This is a genomic window from Acinetobacter sp. 25-47-130, assembly GCF_056779705.1.
In genome coordinates this window covers 23831-46996 of the sequence record NZ_JBWYII010000015.1, presented here as the reverse complement: position 1 = coordinate 46996, position 23166 = coordinate 23831, and the positions used below count along the sequence as shown (strand labels likewise).

The following is a 23166-nucleotide window of genomic DNA, read 5'->3' as shown; positions in this document are numbered from 1 at the left end:
TCAATGCTAGAAGCTGGACTCGAAACACTTAACAACTCAGCAACCTGCTTCGCTCGTTTCCGTGTATCTCGTCGGTATGGGGTGCATTCTAGAGCATTTCGAAATCATTGCAAGTGCTTTTAACCCCATGTTTTAATGAGTGATCTATTTTTATGCACCATTATGATTCATTAATAATCACATTTACACTTAACCCTATAATATTGAAGCAAAAATATTAATTTAATATTTTTGCTTCTTTTTTTAATCACTATTTCGCTTTTGAAGGTTTTATATTCACACTTAAAATTTTAATAGGATTTTTTGGCACATCTTGATGCATACCAAATCTACCAGTAGGCACTTTTGCAATTTTATCGACAACATCCATGCCTTTAGTTACCTGACCAAACACAGCATAACCAGGATTCATTGGCGCTTTATTTAGAAAATCATTATCCGCAATATTGATAAAAAATTGGCTTGTTGCTGAATCAGGCTGGTTTGTACGTGCCATGGCTAAAGTGCCACGGTTATTCTTTAAGCCATTATAAGACTCGTTCTTGATTGGAGGTCGATTCGCTTTTTCTTTCATCGATACATCTAATCCTCCACCTTGGATCATGAACCCTGGAATAACCCGATGGAAGATTGTGCCGTTATAAAAATTAGCTTTCGCATAAGTTTCAAAGTTCTTTGCTGAAATCGGAGCTTTATCATTAAACAACTCGATTTCGATATCTCCTGCTGATGTTTTGATTTGCATATGCGTATTTGCTGCCAAAGACAAAGTACTCATCGCCGCAACAGAAACACCTAACATCATTTTTTTTAACATACGCTATCCTCTTATTGATTTTTTTATCTTATCTATTATTCATGAATCAATCGCCAGAAAAGATTCAGTTTTTTGTTAAACATCAAAGTATTTTTATTCGATTACTCTATATAAAGAAAAAATCCTGAGTTTCGTTTGAATCTCAGGATTTGAAAGTAAGCATCTATTAACTATTTTTATCCCAAAATCTTCTAAACTCTTTACTCATTTCAATCAACAATTTTTTAGAACGCCCTGAGACTAGCGTTAGATTAATAAATCCGTGTGTTTGATCTTCAAAATCTTGATACAACACTTTAGTGCCATTTTGACGTAATTTGTGGGCGTAAATTTTGCCTTCATCATGCAATACATCATGTCCCGCTGTAACAACATAAGCTGGTGCCAATTTTTTTAGATTGCCGTATGTTGGGGAGATTAGTGGATTATCCAAAGCAACTTTATGTCTTGTCGCGTAGTATTCTGTCACATAGTCAATATCGCTGTTGGTTAATACTAAACCATCTTTATACGCAAAGAATGATGGATGACGACTTTTGAAATCCACCGCAGGATATATTAAAAATTGAGCTTGAGGCGCATAACTGGCATTCAATGCACGTTGAGCAACGACAGCACTAATATTACCGCCAGCACTATCTCCTGCTACAGCAATACGATTTTTTAAGATTTTAAAGTGACGGCGATTTTGATATACCCATGCCAATGCGTCTTCACATGATTGAATCAATGATTGTGGAGAAACTTCTGGCGCTAAAGGATAATCAATACTGATCACTTGTGCTTTTGCATAATTCGCAATGATTCGGCACGCTTCATCATGTGTATTCACACTTCCGACAACAAACCCACCACCATGATAAAACACAATCATTGGTAATTTTTTATTCGGAGCAGGATGATAATGTCTGGCAAATACAGTACCACTTTGTAAAGGAAGACGAATATCTTCTACATATTGAACATGAGTTGATTTATGCGTGATGGATTGGATTTGATTTTCAAATTCTTTTCTTGATTTATCAATATCAGCGCCAATAAAGCCTGATTTTCCTTGTTTCAACTGTGCAGCCATCAAGCATTTTGTAAAACTATCGAGTTGAGGATAGTCATAGGGATAGCCAAGTAACTTCACTAGAGATTCTTGAACGATCTTTGGGAGTCGATCTAATGCACGTCCTGCAGAACCCTGACCATTTTCAAGTAATTGTTGTATTTTTTGATTCACGATTCCGATCCTTTTAAAAATCCGTATTCTTCATATTTTCTACACGATCAGCCATTTCATGACTATTTTGTTAACTAAGTCTACTGATCAATATACAAACTTCAATCCCATTTACGCTAATCTGACTATAGCAGTCTTGTCATTGACTATTTAATCCAACATCAGGAATTTTTTGGTTGTCCTGATTCAACATATAAAGGTGAAAGCTATGGCAATAAAAGTAATGATAATGTCATTGGTCACAGCAGTTCTTGCAGTAGGTTGTGTGGCCTTCCCTGATGATGGCCCTTATTATAATGGTAATTATGACCATCGTTATGATCGTGATTATGATCGCAACTATGACCGTCAACGTTGGGAGAGAGAACGCGCACAACGTTTACATCAACAGCGCCTTGAACAAGAAAAGCGCAAACGTGAATATGAACGTCAACGCCAACAACGTGAATTAGCAGATCGACGTAATAAAGAACGTGCTGAGCATGATCGTCGTAAACAGATTGAACAACGTCAAAAGGAAATTTTAAAACAACGTCAAGCTGAACGTAATCGTTGGAATCAAGATAATCGTAAAAAAGCGATTGAAGAACAACGTAAGCGCTTAGAACAGGATCGCAAGAAGCGAGAACAAGAACGTCAACATGATCGCCGAGATCGTTAAGCTTTCTTGGACTCAACACAATTGATTTAAAGTTACCTCACAAACCTAACATTCACATTTGAATGTTAGGTTTTTTTAAGTGCTATGACTCTAAAAATAGACAGTAAAGGCATCCTATTTACTCTCTATTCTCTGCATTTTCATAAAATTTAACCCATTATAAGCAGTTTAAATGAATTAAATTTCATTGCATTTTACTCAACAACTTGAGGGGCTTCTGCACCTTCAGCTGGGACAGCTTGAACCGGTTCAGCAGACTCTACACTTGGGTCAGCTTGTACAGCCACACCATTTTGGGTATCCATTTCAGTAGTTGCCGCTTGCGCTATTGAAGCATCTGTTTGTGTGGTCGGTTGAGTCGCTTGAGCAGTTTCAGCAGATTGGTTTGAAGTACAACCTACAGTAGCAAAACCAATAGCTGCAAATGCCAGGGAAATGAGACCTAATTTTTTCATTGTTTAATTCCTTACTTGAAACATTCAAAGTCAGAGTTAACTTTGAAGGCTTATCATTCCTGACTTTTTTATTTCATGCGTCAGTTCTTGGTTCAAATTTCGATGACTTCAGGTTGAACTTATGAAAAAAGTGTAAAGAAAATGCAATTTAACTTTTATAGTTGAATATATCTCCTAAGCCATTTGTTTAATTTATTTTTTTGTGAATATGTGGCGCGATATGAGTCATTTTTGAATGTGACTGAATCACAGTGTGGCTACACGTTATATCGGTTGCTTAACATTGTTATTCAGATCTCGATAAGCAAAAAAAAAACTCATCCAAGGAGGTTGGATGAGCTATTAAAAAGCAAAAACAAAATAAATAGAAACTACAGCGTTAGTATCTGGTTAAAGATAATACAGTTTTGATTATTTAAAAGGAAAGACTTGTTTTATCTGAATCTATATTTTTTATATATAAAATATACACTAAATCATATTTTTATAATCTTTCTTCAGCTCATCTCCTCTTCTTATTCTAGACTTTAGATTTCTCTAAATGGATCGAAAAATTTTCATTCCTTGTTGTAAAGATGAATTTAGTAGAAATAAACATCGTTTAAGCTTGAATTATTTATAGTCGCCCACATTACCTTTGTATTGATGAATTACACACGCATGGCAGTTCAGATTAACGCAGTTAACACTGATGCCAAAGGACTGTACATGTTTAAAAACCCATTTAAGCGGAGATCTTCCATGGCAAATGAGCAAAACGAACAAACTCAGGACGTTCAAACGGAACAAACTGAACAGCAAGTTGAAAATCAACAAGCTGAAGTTGAAGTTTCTGTAGAAGACCTTCAAGCGCAAATCGCAACGCTGACTGAAAACTTAAAATATGAAAAAGCAGTTGCTGCAAATGCGAAGTATGAAGCAGAAAAAACCAAAGAACGTTTAGAGCGTGAAGCGGATACTGCGAAAAAATTTGCTTTAGAGAAATTTGCAAAAGAATTATTGGATTCAGTTGACAACCTTGAACGTGCAATTGCTGCTGCAGGTGATGAAAAAACTCCTTTATCAGAAGGTGTAGAACTCACACTGAAGTCATTATTAGCAACATTAGAAAAATTTGGTGTTGTGGCAGTTGACACTGAAAATGGTTTTAATGCTGATTTGCATCAAGCAGTAGGTATTGCTCCAGATGCAAAAGCGGGTGAGATTGGTACGGTACTTCAAAAAGGTTACACCCTTTCTGGCCGTTTACTTCGTCCTGCAATGGTCATGGTAGGCCAATAAGTCAAGAAATACGGGAGTTTGTAAAAATTTTTTAAGTTTTTAACTTGAAAAATAATGAATGGCTCTCATATCGGATAACAAGTGAAAGATCACAACAAAATTTTCGAGGAACACATCAATGGCTAAAATTATTGGTATTGACTTAGGTACTACAAACTCATGTGTTGCAGTACTTGAAGGCGATAAAGTTAAAGTAATCGACAACGCTGAAGGCGCTCGTACAACTCCGTCTATTATTGCGTATAAAGATGGCGAGATCCTTGTTGGTCAATCAGCTAAACGTCAAGCGGTAACAAACCCGAAAAATACATTATTCGCGATCAAACGTTTGATCGGTCGTCGTTACGAAGATCAAGCAGTTCAAAAAGATATTGGTCTTGTACCTTACAAAATCATCAAAGCTGACAATGGCGATGCTTGGGTTGATGTAAACGACAAGAAACTAGCACCACAACAAATCTCTGCAGAAGTTCTTAAGAAAATGAAGAAAACTGCGGAAGATTACTTAGGTGAAACAGTTACTGAAGCGGTAGTTACTGTTCCTGCATACTTCAACGATGCTCAACGTCAAGCAACGAAAGATGCTGGTAAAATTGCTGGTTTAGATGTTAAACGTATCATCAACGAACCAACAGCTGCAGCGCTTGCGTTCGGTATGGACAAGAAAGAAGGCGACCGTAAAATCGCAGTTTACGACTTAGGTGGTGGTACTTTCGACGTATCAATCATTGAAATCGCTGACCTTGATGGCGACCAACAAATCGAAGTGTTGTCTACTAATGGTGACACATTCCTTGGTGGTGAAGACTTTGATAACGCGTTAATCGACTTCTTGGTTGAAGAGTTCAAGAAAGAACAAAACGTAAACTTGAAGAACGATCCTCTTGCACTTCAACGTTTGAAAGAAGCTGCTGAGAAAGCGAAGATTGAATTGTCTTCTTCGAATGCAACTGAAATCAACCTTCCATATATCACTGCTGATGCGACTGGTCCTAAACACTTAGTGATCAACGTAACACGTGCGAAATTAGAAGGTCTTGTTGCTGACTTAGTTGCTCGTACAATCGAGCCATGTAAGATTGCACTTAAAGATGCTGGTTTATCAACTTCTGATATCTCTGACGTGATCTTGGTTGGTGGTCAGTCTCGTATGCCACTTGTACAACAAAAAGTACAAGAGTTCTTCGGTAAAGAGCCACGTAAAGACGTGAACCCTGACGAAGCTGTGGCAATGGGTGCTGCGATCCAAGGTGCTGTACTTTCAGGTGATAAGAACGACGTTCTATTACTTGACGTAACACCATTGACACTTGGTATTGAAACAATGGGTGGCGTGTTAACTCCAATCATCGAGAAAAACACAACAATCCCTGCGAAAAAATCACAAGTGTTCTCTACAGCTGCTGATAACCAGCCTGCAGTAGACATTTCGGTTTACCAAGGTGAACGTAAAATGGCTCAACAAAACAAATTGTTGGGTAACTTCCAATTGGGCGATATCCCACCTGCTCCACGTGGTGTGCCGCAAATTGAAGTATCGTTCGACATCAACGCTGATGGTATCTTGAAAGTATCTGCGAAAGACAAGAGCACTGGTAAAGAGCAATCCATTCAAATTAAAGCAAACTCAGGTTTGAGCGATGCTGAAATTGAAGCGATGATCAAAGATGCTGAAGCGAATGCTGAAGAAGACCGTAAGTTTGAAGAATTAGCAAAAGCGCGTAACGAAGCTGATGCATTAGTTTCTTCTGCTCAAAAAGCAGTAAAAGACCTTGGCGAACAAGTAACTGCTGATGAAAAAACTGCGGTTGAAACTGCTGTTTCAGAACTTGAAGCTGCAACCAAAGAAAATGATGTTGATGCGATCAAAGCGAAAACTGAAGCACTTCAAAACATCATCATGCCGATCACTCAACGTGCTTATGAAGCTGCGCAGGGTGCTCAAGGTGGTGCGCAAGGTTTTGATCCAAATGCATTCCAAGGTGATGCTGCTGGTCAACAACAAAAAGCGGACGACGGTGTTGTAGATGCTGAGTTCACTGAAGTTAAAGATGACAAAAAATAATTTGTCACTTTAAATAAAAGACCGCGCGAAAGCGCGGTTTTTTAATTTTGGTTATTAAACTTTTGCAGAATTATTCCATTACTTATTGCTGAGGATATGAATTGAAATTCAGGGGAATTCTGCTTTGCTTCATGAATTTTTTGTTTAGAACTAAATAAATTAAAAAATGTTTTTCCAAAATTATATGTTCCTGAAAGATTAAATCCACCAAGAACTAAATCACCTGCAGCTAAACCAACTTCTAAAAGTTCTGACTTATTATGCCGAATATCACTAATTAAAGATTTCATAGAGTAATATCTAAACCTACATGAAAAGGCGTGCTCATAATCTCGAATCGCTCTTTCAAACTCTTCCAGCTCATAACATTTTGCTAAATCTCTACGTGCTAAATTCTCATGAGAACTAATCTTTTCAAATAATTTATATTTAGCAAAATGTAATCTATCTAATTCATCCAAATAATCTTCTCTAAATTTTCTTAATGTATCAATCGGAACATACGTACTTGGATAAGGTAAACATTTTGAAATTTCAACTCGAATAGAATCCTGTTCAATTAAACTTTCAGATTCAATACTATTAAATCCCTCAGCAACATTATTATAAATTATCCAATCTGCATCTTTATTTTGTCTTCTTACACTTTGACATGCTAATAATGATTCTAATGCCATTCTTTGCATTTCTGATGAATGCATTGACTGTGGGGGTGCATTAGAATAAAACTCAATGACACCATTACTTCTAAATTCTTCAATTACATCATTAGTAAAATGAAACATTGGAATTTGTGTGACTATTATATTATCCCAATAAAGCCCATAAAACATTAAATCTGCATGTGTTAAATCTTTAGCAACAAGTCCATTTTCATTCGAAACACCACCCATTCCTGAAATTATTAAACCTTTAGTAATTCTTTTCTTTTTAAATTGAATTATGTCACCCATTATAAAACTCAAAAAATTATTAATATTTTCAATATTTAATCACATAAATAAAATTATATAACTCAATATTTTATAAAAAAAGCCCAATTTTCATTGGGCTTTTTTTATTTAGAAATTATTCATTAATCTTCGAATGAACTTTCTAACTCTTCAAGTTCCATCATCAGTTCAAGCATTTTTTCTTCTGCTTGTGCTAATTTTCCTTTAAGCTCAGTTTGTTCATTCATCAATTTTAAAAGATCATCTTTCCGAGATGCATCATAAAGTGATGCATCCCCTAAAGCATCCTCAATTTGAACTAAACGTGGTTGAATCTTTGCAATCTCAGCTTCCAATTTTTCGATATTTTTACGAATTGGGCGGCTCATTTCACGGCGACGCGCAGCTTCTTTACGCTGTGCTTCTTTATCTACTTTAGAAACTACAGGCTTATCGATCACTTGAGATTTCACTGGCTCAGGTGCTTGCTGCCCTTGCTTCATCAACTCTGCACGTGCTTGACGTAACCAGTCTGCATAAGCGACCAGATCACCTTCAAACTCACGACATTTACCGTTATGCACTAGGAGTAATTCATCACAGACACTTGCAATCAATTGACGTTCATGTGACACCAGCACCACTGCCCCTTCAAAATCTTGTAGTGCCATAGTTAATGCATGACGCATATCCAAGTCTAAATGGTTGGTCGGTTCATCTAGAATTAAAACATTTGGACGCTGCCAGACAATCAAAGCCAATGCTAAACGTGCACGCTCCCCCCCAGAAAAGCTTTCACACGGTGTATCCATACGCTCACCAGAGAAGCCAAAACTTCCTAAAAATGCGCGTAAAGTCGCTTCACTGATCTTCTTATCTGCGATACGAGATAACTGCAACATTGGACTCGCATTACCATCTAATGCATCCATTTGATGTTGAGCGAAATAACCAATATTAAGTAATTCGGATGCTTTACGTTGACCTTGGATTAAAGGTAAATCACCCACCAAAGATTTAATTAATGTGGACTTACCTGCACCATTCATACCCAGCAGACCGATACGGCTGGTTGGCGTGATTTGTTGCTTCACATTGGTCACAATCAGTTTGTCGCCATAACCAATATCAGCACTATCCAGTTGTAACAATGGAGAACTCATTTTGGTCGGTTCACGGAAGCTAAAGGTAAAAGGCGTATCGACATGCGCAGCAGAAAGCTCTTGCATTCGTTCGAGCTGTTTAATACGGCTTTGTGCCTGTTTTGCTTTGGTTGCCTTAGCTTTAAAACGATCGATATATTTTTGCAGATGTGCACGTAGCTCAAGCTGTTTCTCATAGGCTTGTTGTTGCTGAGCTAAACGTTCACTTCGGGTACGTTCAAAGGTTGAATAGTTACCGGTATAAAGCGTTAGTTCTTGGTTTTCGATATGCAAAATATGGTCGGTAATGGCATCCAAGAAATCACGGTCATGCGAAATCAGTACCAATGTGCCTTCATATGCTTTCAACCAGTCTTCTAACCATAAAATAGCGTCTAAATCTAAATGGTTCGTCGGTTCATCAAGTAAGAGTAAATCTGAACGACTCATCAAAGTACGCGCAAGATTTAAACGCATACGCCATCCACCAGAGAAACTTTTTACGCTAAGTTCTGACTGATGTTCAAAGAAGCCTAGCCCAGCCATCAGTTGTGATGCTTTAGACGGCGCTGAATAGCCACTAATTTCATCAAAACGACCATATAAATTTGCCAAATCTTGATCAGACAATCCGTCAGGATGCTCAAGTTTGTGTTGGATATCCCAATACTCTTCATCACCTGATAGAACGAAATCAATCGCTTTCATATCCAGCGCTTTAATCTCTTGCGCCATATGCGCCACTGTCCAAACCGATGGTCGTGTCAATGAGCCACCATCTGATTCCATGCCCCCAAGTAAGGCTGAAAACAACGTCGATTTTCCTGCACCATTGACACCTGTTAAACCAATCTTCCAACCAGGGTGAAGTTGCATAGACGCTTTTTCAAATAAAATGCGACCGCCGCGGCGAATGGTAAGTTGGTCTAACTGAATCATAGATATTCAAACAAATAAGTATTGGATGGCGCATTTTAATGGATTTCAACCAGAACAACCAAAAATTAATCCATCTTTCATCTTCATTTCATTCTTGACATAAAAAAGCCATCACTTAGGATGGCTTTTTAATCATGCAAAACTTAATGATTTAGTCAGTAAAAGTTACTTTAGCAATGGCCTTTTTACCTGCTTGAACAATCACTGTTTTGTTTTCGTTAATTGAGAATGATGCATCCACCACCTCCCAATCAACTTTTACGGCTCCACGTGAAACAGCATCTTTGGCTTGCGCTGCATTTTTAGTTAAACCTGCTGCACGAACAATAGAAGCAATAAACATTTCACCACCGAATTCACCACGTGAAATCGTCACTTCTGGCGTTCCTTCAGGAAGCTCACCTTCTGTGATGATATTCCCTGCACCTTTATGTGCATTCGCAGCAGCTTCGCTTCCATGGAAACGTTCCACTAACTCGAGCGCTAAGATACGTTTAATTTCTTGAGGGTTACGACCTTCGGCCATTTCTTTCAATAAGCCTTCGATCTCTTCCATTGACTTGAAGCTAAGAAGTTCGAAATATCGCTCAATTAAGCTGTCTGGCATTGAAAGTACTTTTTGGTACATCGCACCAGGTGCATCAAATACACCAATGTAGTTACCTAAAGATTTAGACATTTTGTTGACGCCATCTAAACCTTCAAGAATTGGTACAGTGATACACACTTGTGGCTCTTGATTATAACGACCTTGTAAAGTACGCCCCATCAGCAAGTTAAAGGTTTGATCTGTACCACCTAACTCAACATCTGCCTCAAGCGCGATAGAGTCATAGCCTTGCACCAATGGATACAAAAACTCGTGAATCGCAATCGGCTGTTGGTTGTTATAGCGTTTAGTAAAGTCATCACGTTCAAGCATACGTGCAACCGTTTGCTGTGAAGCCAATTGGATCAGATCAGCAGCAGTTTTTTGAGCAAACCATTCTGAGTTAAACACCACCTTAGTTTTATTTGGATCAAGAATTTTGAACACTTGTTCCTGATAGGTTTTCGCGTTTTCTAAGACTTGCTCACGTGACAATGGTGGACGAGTTGCACTTTTACCTGTTGGGTCACCAATCATCGCAGTGTAATCACCAATCAAGAAGAATACTTCATGACCTAAGTCTTGGAACACTTTAAGCTTGTTAATTAATACCGTATGACCTAAGTGTAAGTCTGGTGCTGTAGGATCAAAACCCGCCTTAATTTTCAAAGGACGATTCAATTTTAATTTCTTCAGAAGATCTTCTTCTGAAATAATTTCATGTGTGCCTCGTTGAATGAGGGCAAGTTGTTCTTCAGCAGGCAGGAAATTTGACATCACAAAACCCAAATACATCTGTTGTTCAATTTGTGCGATATACTAACACTTTTTCAGCACAATGCAGGCTTAAGAATAATCATGACCACAATCTACATTGGTGTAATGACTGGCACGAGTATGGACGGCGTCGATTTTGTAGCCGCTTCTTTTGATCCATTACAGATCCATGCAACGCTGACATTAGCCTTTGATCCAGATTTACGTGATGAACTGATGGCACTTACTTTGCCAGACGATAATGAAATTGACCGCATGGGTAAAGCTGATGTCGCTTTAGCACAGATGATCGGTCATGGAATCAATCAACTTATACAAGAAAATAATCTCGATAGAACTCAAATAAAAGCCATTGGATCTCATGGTCAAACGATTCGTCATCGTCCCGAACATGGATTTACCCTTCAAATTGGTGATCCCAACATTATTACTGAAATCACTCAAATTCCTGTGGTATCAGATTTTAGACGCCGTGATATGGCTGCTGGTGGTCAAGGTGCACCTCTAGTGCCAGCATTCCATCAAGCCTTATTTCAGCATCCGACGATACACCGTGTGATCTTAAATCTCGGTGGAATTGCCAATGTCAGTATGTTACCTGCGGGTGATCCTAAAGGCGTATATGGTTTTGATACTGGACCAGCCAATATTTTGATGGATGCTTGGTGTGAACGTTACACAGGTCAGCCTTATGATGAAAATGGCAATTGGGCTGCTTATGGTACGCCTATTCGTGCTTTGCTTGATCGTTTGCAATCACATGACTTTTTCTCGAAAGAGCCGCCAAAAAGTACCGGTCGTGAAGACTTTAATTTGGAATGGTTGGATGAACAAATTGCCGATTGGCGTAGCGATGTTGAATACGATGAACTTGAAGATACGCCTGAAAATGTTCAAGCAACGCTGATGAAACTTACGACACGTGCCATTAAAAAAGCCATTTATCGTTCCCCTATGGACACAGGTGAAGTTTATGTCTGTGGGGGGGGTGCATACAACTCACAATTATTAGAACAATTACGTTGGCGTTTACGTAAACATGAGTGGAGTGTTCAAACCACAGCAGATTTGGGATTAGCACCGACTTGGGTGGAGGCGACCGCTTTTGCGTGGTTGGCTATGCGATTTGTAAACCAACTTGCTGGTAATTTACCTGAAGTGACAGGAGCTCAAGGAGATCGAGTTTTAGGAACGATCACTGCGGTTTAAATGAAGAATCGATGTATCCACTATCCTGAGTTGATACATCGATTTACTTAAACAGGTGCAAAATTCAATTTTGAAAGTGGCGAGTTTACAGCAAAAATTCGATGTCTACATTCAGTAAAGCCATTTTCCCTTAAACGCTGAAGATGCATATTTAGATAATCCTCTGCATCTGCTTGGCTTTCAAATAAGTAAATTCCACCTGCTTCTTTGGACGCTTCATTTTCAGTCCAAATTTTCCAAATCAAGCCTTTCTCATTTGCTATTGAATCCGCGAGTGTTTTGAAACTTTCAAACATTTCATGACCCCAAGGTCCATCATAGGGAAAATCAATTTGTAGAATAATCGCCATTCAACTTTTCCTTATATACGCGCATCTTTGATTAAGTCATCAATAGCTTGTGTTAATTTTTCCAATGCCACATGACCAGAGCCTATGATTTTGACATTGTCTCCATGACGTATCGCAAAACTTGGGAACCCTTTTATGCCCCAACTTCGATTAAGCTTGAACTCTTCATAGGTCGCTGCTTGGGTCTCAGGTAATTCAAACAACGTTGAGAATACGTCAAAATCCAGCTCAAACGTTTCACATATACTTCGATAATATTCAAGCTCGTTCGGATCTTCACCATCCACATAAAATTTATATTGGATTGCTGAAAAAAATGCCAAAAGTTTTTCATCATGATGATCATGGTCTTGCCAAAGTTGTCGAGCAACGTAAACAGCACGTGCTGAAGGCTCGGTATCATAGTTAAAATGTGCTCTTTCTAACAATTTTTCAGTGAAAGGTTGTTTAGTCAGTCTCTGAATATTTTTCCATTCGGTGCGTAAAAAATTCTTGAAAGTATCGGTCCAAGCATCACCTCCACCAGGTCTTAAACCACCGCTAATCACTTGAAAGCCAACACCATGCTGAATTGCATATTCACGCGCTTGTTTAATGATATTTGAACTTCCCCAACACCATGAGCACATTGGGTCACCCACATAAATCAGGCTGAGGTCAGATGCTACATTGACCACTGCATTTTGGCCTTTTTCCAATTCGGCTACTGAACAAGTACCAGTTTCTAAATCACAATTCATTGTCATTGCTATGTCCTCAATTTGCTAAATCAGATCATTTGCTACATCGGATCAATTGACTTAACTTAGCGGTTCTATAATGATGTGAATAGACAATAAAAATGAAAGGTGGTGTTCGATTTTATGAACAGCTTACCCTACTCAATCGATGACCTATATTGGTTCGTACTGATTGCAGATGCTGGAAGTTTATCCGCGGCAGCAAGACGTTATGATATTGCTAAATCCACGTTATCCAATCGACTTTCAAGACTTGAAGAATCCTTAAATATTAGATTATTAAATCGAAATACCAATTCAAGCTCACTGACTGATGCTGGGAAGATTTTCTTAAAAGAAATCTCCCCCCTATTTCATCAGATTGAATCTCTGACGAATGATCTCACACAATTAGAAATACAACCCAAAGGTCGAATTCGAATAGCTGCTTCGGGAACTTTTGGAAAATTGGTGGTATTGCCTTTAATCTCTCAATTTTTAATTGAATATCCACACATTGATATTGAAATTGATTTGAATGACACTAAAGTTGATTTGATTTCTGGAGGATATGACTTAGCCATCAGACTTGGTGATTTAGCAGACTCTACACTCCATGCTCAAAAGGTTGGACAAGTTCGAAGAATTTTATGCGCCAGTCCAACCTATCAAATGCGTTGTGGCATTCCTGAACACCCAGAGCAACTGTGTGATCATCATTTTATCTCGCATAACCGCGAGCTGTCCAAAATCACACTTTTCAAAAACGGTACGATAAAAAAATTTAAAATTTATACCCATTTGATGGTGACACCATCCGAACATGCACTTGCTGCTGTAGAAGCACATTTAGGTATTGCCACCGTTGCAGAAATCCAAGTGGCCCATCAATTAGTCAACTCAACGTTAATTCATATTTTACCTGAATGGTCTCTAATCCCTGAAGATGTCCACTTGGTTACTCCGAGCTTAAGCTATCGGACCTTAGCTTTGAGACTTTGCTTAACGTTCTTACAAAAACAAATCCCAATACAAATACACCGTTTAATCAACCCATAATATTGTCAGACAATGAACGACCTTCTTTCACCTAGAACTGACCCGTTCAGCCCTAGTTCTATCATCCAAATTTGATAAAGATATGTAAAGGAAAGAGGATATAGATCATGGAAAAACAACAACGAATCACTGAGTTTCAAAAAGGTAATCTTATTTTTGATGTAATAGACAGCGGTCCAATCGATGGCAGTCCAATTGTGCTATTACATGGTTTTCCTGAAACATCAAAAATTTGGCAGCATAGTGCCGAAATACTAAACCAACATGGTTTTCGCACCTATGCGTTAAACCAACGTGGATATAGCTTAAGGGCTCAACCGAAAAAACGCGCAGATTATGCCATTCAACATTTAGCAGATGATGTAAATGTTCTACTCGACTTAATTGGAGTGCCTTCATATATCGTAGGACACGACTGGGGCGCAGTCGTTGCTTGGGAAGTTGCTCTACGTTATCCTAATAAAATTAAACATTTGACCGCGATCTCCGTCCCTCACAAAGCAGCATTTATGCGGGCTTTTTACAGCAGTACACAACTTTTTAAATCCTATTATATGGGACTATTTCAGCTTCCATGGATACCTGAGTTGCTCTTTAATAAAACACCTCAAATTGGCGAGGCTTTATTAAAAAATTCTGGAATGACAGTTGAACAATTAAATGACTTTAAACAAGAAATGATCATAGAAAAACGGCTCAGCCCATCACTCAATTGGTATCGAGGTTTACCTTTTAGCTCTAATAAAACGCTATTCAATAAAGTCAAAGTTCCCACTTTATTTATTTGGGGCAAAGATGACGTTGCAATTGATGCTAAAGGTGTTCAGTTCAATCAAAATTATGTTGAAGGTCCATATACGGAAATTCATTTAGAGGCGAATCATTGGATTCCAGTTCAAAATTATCATGAGCTGACTGATTTAATTCTGAAAGAACAGCAAAAATTATCATAAAAAAAGCCCGCTTAGCGGGCGTTTTTTGCTGCATATTAAATTGAGAATGAAGATCCACAACCACATGTCGTTGTCGCATTAGGATTTTGCACGATAAAGCGTGATCCTTCCAAACCTTCAACATAATCCACAACTGAACCAACGAGATATTGATAACTCAGTGAGTCAACAAGCATCTTCACATCACCATTCACAAATTCAGCATCGTCTTCATTTTGAGATTCAGCAAAATTGAATCCGTAAGAAAAACCAGAGCAACCACCACCTGTCACATATACACGTAACATCAAATCTTGATTTCCTTCGCTCTCACGAAGTTGACGAACTTTATTCGCAGCATTGTCAGTCAGCTCAAGTGCTTGGGCAGTCATGATGGATTCCTCAAAAAATTAAATAGGCTTTGAAATTAAAAGACCATATATCAAGTATAACATACTCAATATATGGTCATAACTCGAACTTTAAAGTTTATTCAGAGTAAATTTATCGGATTTAAATGTAACGTCCTATGAACTTATTTGTAGTTCTCATCCTGCAAGCTACATTCGAAGTTTGTCGGTTCATTCTTACAACGGAACTGCCAAAGTAGTTTCATCATTTGTTTGTTGTAAACACCTTGTTTAGTAAGTGCAATACGAGATTCACGCATTAATTTTTGATAACCAGGTTTATCTCCAGCTGGAACATTCATCCAATATTTAGCCGGAATATCCGCTTTCATTTTGCCTAAAATTTGATTCGCACGTGGTAATTGTGTTTTCACCCAATCACGCGATTTCTGTCCGAAACCTTCAGGGAATTTATCATGACGAATGATGATATTACCGGTCACTTGAAGAATTGGATAATTCACAATTGCACCTTTCGTTCCTAGCCCTTTATGAAGTTCTAAAGGACGGAATACCGCTGCTGGTGCACCAATAATATCAACTTGGCCATTATTGAATTTACTCCCAAAATTAGTGACATCAGAACTCACTGCTTGCGCACCAATTTGCTGTACCATAATTTTTTGTGCCTGATCATAATCAAGTACGGCGATCTTTTTACCCGCAGCTTTAGCAACCGTATTAATACTACGATCACGCACCATTAAATAAGCATCGCCAACAGGAATCACTCCTGCAACTTCATAGTTGCCATTTTTCATATGCTTTGCAAAGGTTGGACTTGCTAAACCTTGCATAACTTTGACAGCTAAATTGAGATTAGTAATCGCACCAATGGCATCTAAAGAGCCAGTGAAATTATTAAACTGACGACCGCGCATCCCTGTGATACTGACACCGTCACATTTACCTGCTTTGAAATCTTCAGCAATTACGCCTTCATTTTGTCCGACTTTAAGCTCAATATCAGCTCCCCACTGCTTAGCAGCAAGTTGATAATCTTTCATTAACGCATAGACATCGCCGTTTTTCCCGACGAGATCAAACACGCAGACGACTTGCTTTGCTTGTGAAGCCGTTGCAGCAGTCATTAAACCTGCTGATAATAATAATGTTTTGGTTAAATTCATTTTATTGTTTCCTATTCCTTCTTTCTTATAGTATCGAATATCCCATATCGAACACCTTAAACTTCAGTGTCAGTGTGTTGAACTAAAATGAGATTACACGATCCAATTGTGTAGATACTAATCCTGAGATGCTGTATGTATATGGTTTTTAGATACAGATCATTTAAATACTACTTATTGTGATTAAAGCATACTTTTTTCTTATAAATGTGCATTGGCGAAAATGACATAAAATGAATAAAAAAAATCCTAGACCAGGTCTAGGATTTTTTCTTTAGAAATCAGAATTATTCACCACCAAGTGAACATTCGAAGTTGGATTTATCGACAGAGCAACGTGCTTTCTTAAGAACAGACATCATCTCTTTGTCATAAATACCTTGTTTAGTGAGATCCATACGACCATCACGAAGTAGTTTTTGATATTTCAGCTTTTCTTCAGCTGAGAATTGCATTTTGTACTTAGCAGGAATTTCACCCTCTAAACGCTTGATCATTGCGTAGCTTTTCGGCAAGTTTTTAACAAACCAATCACGTGATTTTTGACCAAACCCTTCAGGGAATTTTTCAGGCTTCATCACAAAGTTTGCTGTAATGTGTACCACAGGGAAATCAAACATTGCCCCTGTACTACCTAAACCTTTATAAATTTCAAGAGGCTTATAGGCATATGCTGGTGCACCCACCATATCCACCTGACCATTATTGAACTTCGCAACAAAGTTTGAAACATCAGATCCGACTGCTTGAGCACCGACACGTTGCACCATAATTTTTTGTGCGGGGTCATAGCTTAATACTGCGAATTTCTTACCTGCAGCTTTTTCGATTGAATCAATTTTTTTATCACGCACGAAAATATATGCTGCCCCTAGTGGTGCAATACCAGCCACTTCATATTTTTTCCCACCGAGATTTGTGACCATCTTTGCAGCATTACGTTTGTCTAAAGCAAAAGTAATCGCACGTTGTGCAATTGCATTTGATGGTGCGCCACCTAAAGAGTCAATCGAACCCACAAACTTGTTATATTGACGAGCACGCATCGCTGTTAAGAAAACAGCATCACACTTACCTGCTTTAAAATCATTATCGGCTACAGCCTCATCTTGACGTGGAATCAGATTGATATCTGCACCCCAGCCCTTTGCTGCCAATGCCCATTCTTGAGCCATTTGAAACGATTCACCAGACTTACCGAGTAAATCAAATACACACACATCAACCTTTGCTTGAGCAGTTGAAACCATACCCATGGTTGAAGCCGCCAATAAAGCCAGAGTTGTTTTTTTCATTCTTAGTTCCTTTTAAGCATTTAAATGGATTCTTTTCCATGACAAAAATTTTAATCACTCTCTATTTAAAAAAATAGAGCTATTGCTCTATTTTTTATTATCTAATTATAAGTTATTGAATTTTATATTTTTAATTATTTATTAATTTCGTAAATGCTTATTTAATTATCTTTATATTTCATATAATAAATAAAATATGTGACTTCAAGCACATCATTTTATTGAAATTAATTCCCAAAAAATGACTTAAGATTTTAGATTGATACAAAAAAAGCACTCCTAAGAGTGCTTTTTTTAACTTATAGCATTAAGCATCAATATCTGCATTCAATGCATTCTCTTCAATAAATGCACGACGTGGTTCAACATCATCACCCATGAGACAAGAGAACATGCGATCTGCTTCAATTGCATCATCAATCGTCACTTGAAGCATATTACGATTTTCAGGATCCATCGTGGTTTCCCAAAGCTGCTCTGCATTCATCTCGCCCAAGCCTTTATAGCGTTGGATCATCATGCCACGGCGTGAATCTGCCAATACTTGTTGCCATACTTGATGGAAGTTAGCAACATTGACTTTACGCTCACCTTTTTGCAAATAAGCCCCGTCTTCAAGTAACGTAAACCAACTCTTTGAGTTTTGAAGTAAACGTTTATATTCACCTGAACCCAACAAACCAGCATCTAATAAATAGTGATGAGGAAGGTTGTGTACATACACTGTTAAACGTGGCCAATAATGTGTTTCACGTGAACCATCTGCGAGTTCTTTTTCGAATGCTTCGAGCGTGAATTCAGGTCTTAAGCTTGGCTGTTGTGTTTCAATTGCTTGACGCAATTGCTCAGCCCAAGACGTCACATAAGCTTCATCTTGATTTTGATCTAATTTAAATGCATCTAAACCAAGTAAAGCATCTAACAAAGTTGCAGGATAACGAATCGTTAATCGCTGTAAGCTTTTTTGTGATGTCTGATAATCAGCAATGACTTTTGCAAGCGCTTCACCACGAATCGCAGGTGCGTCAGCACTGATATGTAATGCCAACTCATCAATTGCATTCGAAATTAAATATGTTTCAAGCGCATCATTATCTTTAATATACTGTTCTTGCTTACCTTTCTTTAATTTATAAAGTGGTGGCTGAGCAATATAAATATGACCACGTTCCACTAATTCCGGCATTTGACGGAAGAAGAACGTTAATAACAGCGTACGAATATGTGAACCATCCACGTCCGCATCGGTCATAATAATAATTTTGTGGTAACGTAATTTGTCTGGATTATATTCTTCACGACCGATACCACAACCTAATGCTGTAATCAGTGTTCCAACTTCAGCAGAAGAAATCATCTTGTCAAATCGAGCACGTTCCACATTTAGGATTTTACCTTTAAGTGGTAAAATCGCTTGCATTTTACGATTACGACCTTGTTTCGCTGAACCACCTGCTGAATCACCCTCGACAAGATATAGTTCAGATAAAGCTGGGTCTTTTTCTTGGCAATCCGCCAATTTACCAGGAAGACCTGCTATATCAAGCGCACTCTTACGGCGAGTCATTTCACGTGCTTTACGCGCTGCATCGCGTGCACGCGCTGCATCAATAATTTTACCCGCAATCGATTTAGCCGCAGCTGGATTTTCAAGAAGATATTCTGAAAAAGCTTTATTCATTGCTTGTTCAACAGCAGGTTTTACCTCGCTCGATACCAATTTTTCTTTGGTTTGAGAAGAGAATTTTGGATCAGGAACTTTCACTGAAACAATAGCTGTTAAACCTTCACGTGCATCATCACCAGAAACCGCAACCTTCTCTTTTTTGAGTAAGTTTTCGTTTTCCATGTAGTTATTTAGGCCACGAGTTAAAGCAGCTCGGAAACCAGCTAAGTGAGTACCACCATCTTTTTGAGGAATGTTATTGGTAAAGCAACGTACGTTTTCTTGGTACGTATCATTCCATTGCAATGCAACTTCAACACCAATGCCATTATCAGCTTGCGTGGTAAAGTGAAAAATATCGTTAAGATGCGTTTTTCCTTCGTTAATGTATTTAACGAATTCTGATAAACCACCCTCATAATCAAATACATGTTCTAAACCAACACGTTCGTCACGTAGAACAATTCGAACGCCCGCATTTAAAAATGACAGTTCACGTAAACGACGAGCTAAAATATCGACATTGAAAATGGTCTGACTGAATGTTTCAGCACTTGGATAAAAACGTACACGTGTACCCGAACGATCTGTATCGCCCACCACCTTTAAAGGGTATTGAGGGTCACCATGGCGGTATTCTTGTTCATGAATTTTACCAGCACGATGAATTGTGAGTTCCAGTTTACTAGACAAAGCGTTTACAACTGAAACACCTACACCGTGTAAGCCACCAGAAACCTTATAGCTGTTGTCATCAAACTTACCACCCGCATGAAGAATCGTTAAGATGACTTCAGCAGCAGATACACCTTCTTCAGGGTGAATATCTGTGGGAATACCACGACCGTTATCTGCGACAGAAACAGATTCGTCTTCGTGAATGGTAACCAGAATTTCATCACAGTGACCAGCAAGGGCTTCATCAATCGAGTTGTCCACCACTTCAAACACCATATGGTGTAAACCAGTACCATCATCCGTATCACCAATATACATGCCTGGACGCTTACGTACTGCGTCTAAACCACGTAATACCTTGATGCTAGAGGAATCATAAGCCTTTTCAATGGTTTGTTCTGTTTGAGAAGCAGCTTGATCTTCTGAACTCATGGTTACTCCCTAGTGAAAAAAAGGTCTATCCAAAGATGGAGAAAACTTCAAAAAATTATTGCACAACAACTTGAACAGAACCGTTTTCAACATTGAATAATTGATAGGAAATAGACAAATCATGTAAATGCTTTTGTACAGATTCATGGTCTAAAGTGGTAATGAAAACTTGACTACCAAGTTGGCTCAATCGCTCAATTAAACGTTGTTGTGCGGTTATATCTAATTCTGCTGTCACATCATCTAATAATACCACAGTTTCCTTATTAGACGCATGCAACATTGCGATCTGTGACAATTTTAAAGCCATGATTAATAATTTTTTTTGCCCCCGTGACAGTACGGCATCTGCATCTCCTGTTGGGGTTTTTAACTTTAAATCTGCACGGTGTGGACCATATTCTGTATAGCGTCTTTCGCAGTCTTTTTGATGATACAAAATCAAGTCTTCAGCCAAGCCATGTTCCACATGAAAGCCTGCTGCATACTCCATATGGATCTCGATATCTGGTAATAGTGTTTTAAGATCTTGCTGAAAAAATATCTGCCACTGTTCAACAATAGCCTGACGTTGTAAATGTAATATTTCACCGTACTCACTAAGCATTTTGTTCCATGCTTCTAAATCTTGCAGCGTCAGATTACGTTTTGATTTTAATAAGCTATTTCGTTGTTTTAATGCTCTAGAATAAAATTGCCATGCATAGTAAAAATCTGGTTCCACGTGAAACATTAACCAATCAAGCAATTGTCGTCTTGGTTTAGCTCCGTGATCAATAATATCTGTACTCAGAGGGTCAATAAGCTGTAATGGTAAAATTTTGGCTAGCTGTCCTTGCGTGGCAATACTATCCCCATTCACTTTAATATTTTGCTCACCTGTAATGAGCTTTTGCATACCAATCTTTTCAGTAGCAGACTGTGCAAATACAATCGCATCCTGCATTTGATTTTGAATGTAATGTTTAGGAATATGTGTACGAAAAGATCGACCAGTGGCCAATAAGTGAATTGCTTCTAATATAGACGTTTTTCCTGAACCATTTTGTCCATAAAAAACATTAAACGGTTGCAACTCTTGGAGTGCAACCGCTTTTAAATTTCTCACACGCTGGATATTTAAACGCGTAATGAACATGACCAGATTAAACTAAATCAAAAACAACATTAAACACGCATCGGCATGACGACATAGGTTTGATCTTGATGTGCTGGATCTTGAACCAATACAGATTGGTTTGCCTCAGTCATTGTCATTAATACATCATCACCATCCAACACATTCAATACATCCAAAATGTATTGTGCGTTGAATGACATTTCCATAGGTGCATTATTGTATTGAATCGCAAGATCTTCAACTGCCTCATCTTGCTCAGGGTTATTGGCACGAAGTTGCAGTGAATCTGGATTGAAGTTTAAAAATACACCACGTAATTTTTCGTTACTCAGAATAGCAACTCGCTGTAATGATTGTTTGAAAATATCATGTGCAATCGTAACTGTTTTATCACCGCCACGAGGAATAACACGTCGATAATCAGGGAATTTACCATCAATTAATTTTGTAGTAATACGAACAGTAATATCACCCTGCTCTTTATCACGGCTTGGAATTGTCAAAGTAACATTCAGCAGTTCACGACCAATTAACAACGAGAGTTGATTATCTTCGATACTCAATAGACGCTGTAATTCACCGACCGCTTTACGAGGCACAATTGCTTGCACTAACTGCGAAGCATTCGAACTGGCCAATGTTTCACAAAGAGCAAGACGATGTCCATCTGTCGTCACTGCACGAAGCTGATTTTCATCAATTTCAAGTAAAGTACCTGTAAGATAAAAACGGACATCCTGAACAGCCATCGCAAAAGAGGTTTTTTCAAATAAACGTTTTAGTTCACGTTCAGTGACCTGAACTTGAGTCCCTTGACTATTTTCAGTCGTTAATAAAGGGTAATCCTCAGCAGATAATGTTCCTAATACAAAGCGGCTATTACCAGATTTCAAAATACAACGCTGGTCTTCTGTGATTTGTAAATCAATCAGTGCTGCTGTCGGTAAAGATTTACAGATATCCATCAATTTACGTGCGGGTACTGTGGTTTGACCTGCTTGTAAACATGCTCCCTCTAAAAGCGTTGTACTCGCAACAAGTTCAACTTCAAGATCGGAACCTGTAATCGTCAGTGCATCTTGAGTAACCTGAACTTTGACGTTTGAAAGAATATTTAACGTATGGCGACGTTCTACAGCACCTACAACATGAGACAAAACATTGAGTAAGCTTTCTTTCGCGATCTTCAAACGCACGATGGATTTCCTCTAAAAACAGTATATCGACGACATACTAAAACACTTTTAATCATGTACTATGCGGCAGAATATGCCGCATTG

General features: G+C 38.3%; 20 protein-coding genes. 6 read left to right on the top strand and 14 right to left on the bottom strand.

What is annotated here, in order from left to right; all coding sequences use genetic code 11:
- Nucleotides 1-250: 250 nt before the first annotated feature.
- Nucleotides 251-817 (bottom strand): peptidylprolyl isomerase, encoded by a 567-nt coding sequence (locus tag AC1M83_RS13915; RefSeq protein ID WP_481590922.1) that lies wholly within the window; start codon nucleotides 815-817, stop codon nucleotides 251-253.
- A gap of 166 nt (nucleotides 818-983) precedes the next feature.
- Complete coding sequence (locus tag AC1M83_RS13910) at nucleotides 984-2054, bottom strand: alpha/beta hydrolase (RefSeq protein WP_481590924.1); 1071 nt, start codon at nucleotides 2052-2054, stop codon at nucleotides 984-986.
- 199 nt (nucleotides 2055-2253) lie between these two features.
- Here AC1M83_RS13910 and AC1M83_RS13905 point away from each other — a divergent pair, with 199 nt between their 5' ends.
- Nucleotides 2254-2706: a hypothetical protein gene (locus tag AC1M83_RS13905; RefSeq protein ID WP_481590921.1), complete on the top strand. Its 453-nt coding sequence runs from the start codon at nucleotides 2254-2256 to the stop codon at nucleotides 2704-2706.
- Nucleotides 2707-2900: 194 nt separating this feature from the next.
- On the opposite strand, the gene AC1M83_RS13900 is transcribed toward AC1M83_RS13905, so the two are convergent.
- Entirely contained in the window at nucleotides 2901-3161 is a 261-nt protein-coding gene (locus AC1M83_RS13900; RefSeq protein ID WP_481590920.1) for a molybdenum ABC transporter substrate-binding protein, read from the bottom strand.
- Nucleotides 3162-3869: 708 nt separating this feature from the next.
- On the opposite strand from AC1M83_RS13900, the gene grpE reads away from it, so the two are divergent.
- Both grpE and dnaK read left to right on the top strand, forming a co-directional pair.
- On the top strand, nucleotides 3870-4442 hold the full coding sequence (gene grpE / locus AC1M83_RS13895) for a nucleotide exchange factor GrpE (protein ID WP_257219952.1): 573 nt from the start codon (nucleotides 3870-3872) through the stop codon (nucleotides 4440-4442).
- A 118-nt stretch (nucleotides 4443-4560) separates the two neighbouring features.
- Nucleotides 4561-6507: a molecular chaperone DnaK gene (dnaK, locus tag AC1M83_RS13890; protein WP_092768678.1), complete on the top strand. Its 1947-nt coding sequence runs from the start codon at nucleotides 4561-4563 to the stop codon at nucleotides 6505-6507.
- A gap of 41 nt (nucleotides 6508-6548) precedes the next feature.
- Here dnaK and AC1M83_RS13885 read toward each other — a convergent pair whose 3' ends face one another.
- The 3 genes from AC1M83_RS13885 to tyrS all read right to left on the bottom strand — a co-directional run bounded on the left by AC1M83_RS13885 (nucleotide 6549) and on the right by tyrS (nucleotide 10904).
- The gene (locus tag AC1M83_RS13885) at nucleotides 6549-7460 is read right to left on the bottom strand and encodes a DUF6236 family protein (protein ID WP_481590919.1); all 912 of its coding nucleotides are present in this window, start codon (nucleotides 7458-7460) and stop codon (nucleotides 6549-6551) included.
- A 122-nt stretch (nucleotides 7461-7582) separates the two neighbouring features.
- On the bottom strand, nucleotides 7583-9520 hold the full coding sequence (locus tag AC1M83_RS13880) for an ATP-binding cassette domain-containing protein (RefSeq protein ID WP_481590918.1): 1938 nt from the start codon (nucleotides 9518-9520) through the stop codon (nucleotides 7583-7585).
- A 151-nt stretch (nucleotides 9521-9671) separates the two neighbouring features.
- Nucleotides 9672-10904, bottom strand: a complete 1233-nt coding sequence (gene tyrS, locus AC1M83_RS13875; RefSeq protein WP_171076798.1) for a tyrosine--tRNA ligase — start codon at nucleotides 10902-10904, stop codon at nucleotides 9672-9674.
- 63 nt (nucleotides 10905-10967) lie between these two features.
- On the opposite strand from tyrS, the gene AC1M83_RS13870 reads away from it, so the two are divergent.
- Nucleotides 10968-12095 (top strand): anhydro-N-acetylmuramic acid kinase, encoded by a 1128-nt coding sequence (locus AC1M83_RS13870; protein ID WP_035269457.1) that lies wholly within the window; start codon nucleotides 10968-10970, stop codon nucleotides 12093-12095.
- Nucleotides 12096-12142: 47 nt separating this feature from the next.
- On the opposite strand, the gene AC1M83_RS13865 is transcribed toward AC1M83_RS13870, so the two are convergent.
- Nucleotides 12143-12445, bottom strand: coding sequence for a monooxygenase (locus tag AC1M83_RS13865; RefSeq protein ID WP_481589586.1), 303 nt, complete (start codon nucleotides 12443-12445; stop codon nucleotides 12143-12145).
- Nucleotides 12446-12456: 11 nt separating this feature from the next.
- Nucleotides 12457-13191 (bottom strand): DsbA family protein, encoded by a 735-nt coding sequence (locus AC1M83_RS13860; RefSeq protein ID WP_481590917.1) that lies wholly within the window; start codon nucleotides 13189-13191, stop codon nucleotides 12457-12459.
- A gap of 117 nt (nucleotides 13192-13308) precedes the next feature.
- On the opposite strand from AC1M83_RS13860, the gene AC1M83_RS13855 reads away from it, so the two are divergent.
- Together AC1M83_RS13855 and AC1M83_RS13850 are read left to right on the top strand one after the other, a co-directional pair.
- Nucleotides 13309-14223, top strand: coding sequence for a LysR family transcriptional regulator (locus AC1M83_RS13855; protein ID WP_481590916.1), 915 nt, complete (start codon nucleotides 13309-13311; stop codon nucleotides 14221-14223).
- 107 nt (nucleotides 14224-14330) lie between these two features.
- Nucleotides 14331-15176: an alpha/beta fold hydrolase gene (locus AC1M83_RS13850; RefSeq protein ID WP_481590915.1), complete on the top strand. Its 846-nt coding sequence runs from the start codon at nucleotides 14331-14333 to the stop codon at nucleotides 15174-15176.
- Nucleotides 15177-15211: 35 nt separating this feature from the next.
- Here AC1M83_RS13850 and erpA read toward each other — a convergent pair whose 3' ends face one another.
- The 6 genes from erpA to dnaN form a co-directional block, all read right to left on the bottom strand.
- Nucleotides 15212-15547, bottom strand: a complete 336-nt coding sequence (erpA, locus tag AC1M83_RS13845) for an iron-sulfur cluster insertion protein ErpA (protein ID WP_035268624.1) — start codon at nucleotides 15545-15547, stop codon at nucleotides 15212-15214.
- 143 nt (nucleotides 15548-15690) lie between these two features.
- Nucleotides 15691-16695, bottom strand: coding sequence for a putative solute-binding protein (locus AC1M83_RS13840; protein WP_035268621.1), 1005 nt, complete (start codon nucleotides 16693-16695; stop codon nucleotides 15691-15693).
- A 287-nt stretch (nucleotides 16696-16982) separates the two neighbouring features.
- Complete coding sequence (locus tag AC1M83_RS13835) at nucleotides 16983-17990, bottom strand: putative solute-binding protein (protein ID WP_481589590.1); 1008 nt, start codon at nucleotides 17988-17990, stop codon at nucleotides 16983-16985.
- A 307-nt stretch (nucleotides 17991-18297) separates the two neighbouring features.
- Entirely contained in the window at nucleotides 18298-20766 is a 2469-nt protein-coding gene (gyrB, locus tag AC1M83_RS13830) for a DNA topoisomerase (ATP-hydrolyzing) subunit B (protein WP_035268615.1), read from the bottom strand.
- A gap of 55 nt (nucleotides 20767-20821) precedes the next feature.
- Nucleotides 20822-21904 carry a DNA replication/repair protein RecF gene (recF, locus tag AC1M83_RS13825; RefSeq protein ID WP_481590914.1) on the bottom strand — a complete coding sequence of 361 codons (1083 nt, stop codon included), beginning with the start codon at nucleotides 21902-21904 and terminating at the stop codon, nucleotides 20822-20824.
- Between the two features lie 29 nt (nucleotides 21905-21933).
- On the bottom strand, nucleotides 21934-23082 hold the full coding sequence (gene dnaN, locus AC1M83_RS13820) for a DNA polymerase III subunit beta (protein ID WP_180028822.1): 1149 nt from the start codon (nucleotides 23080-23082) through the stop codon (nucleotides 21934-21936).
- Nucleotides 23083-23166 lie beyond the last annotated feature (84 nt).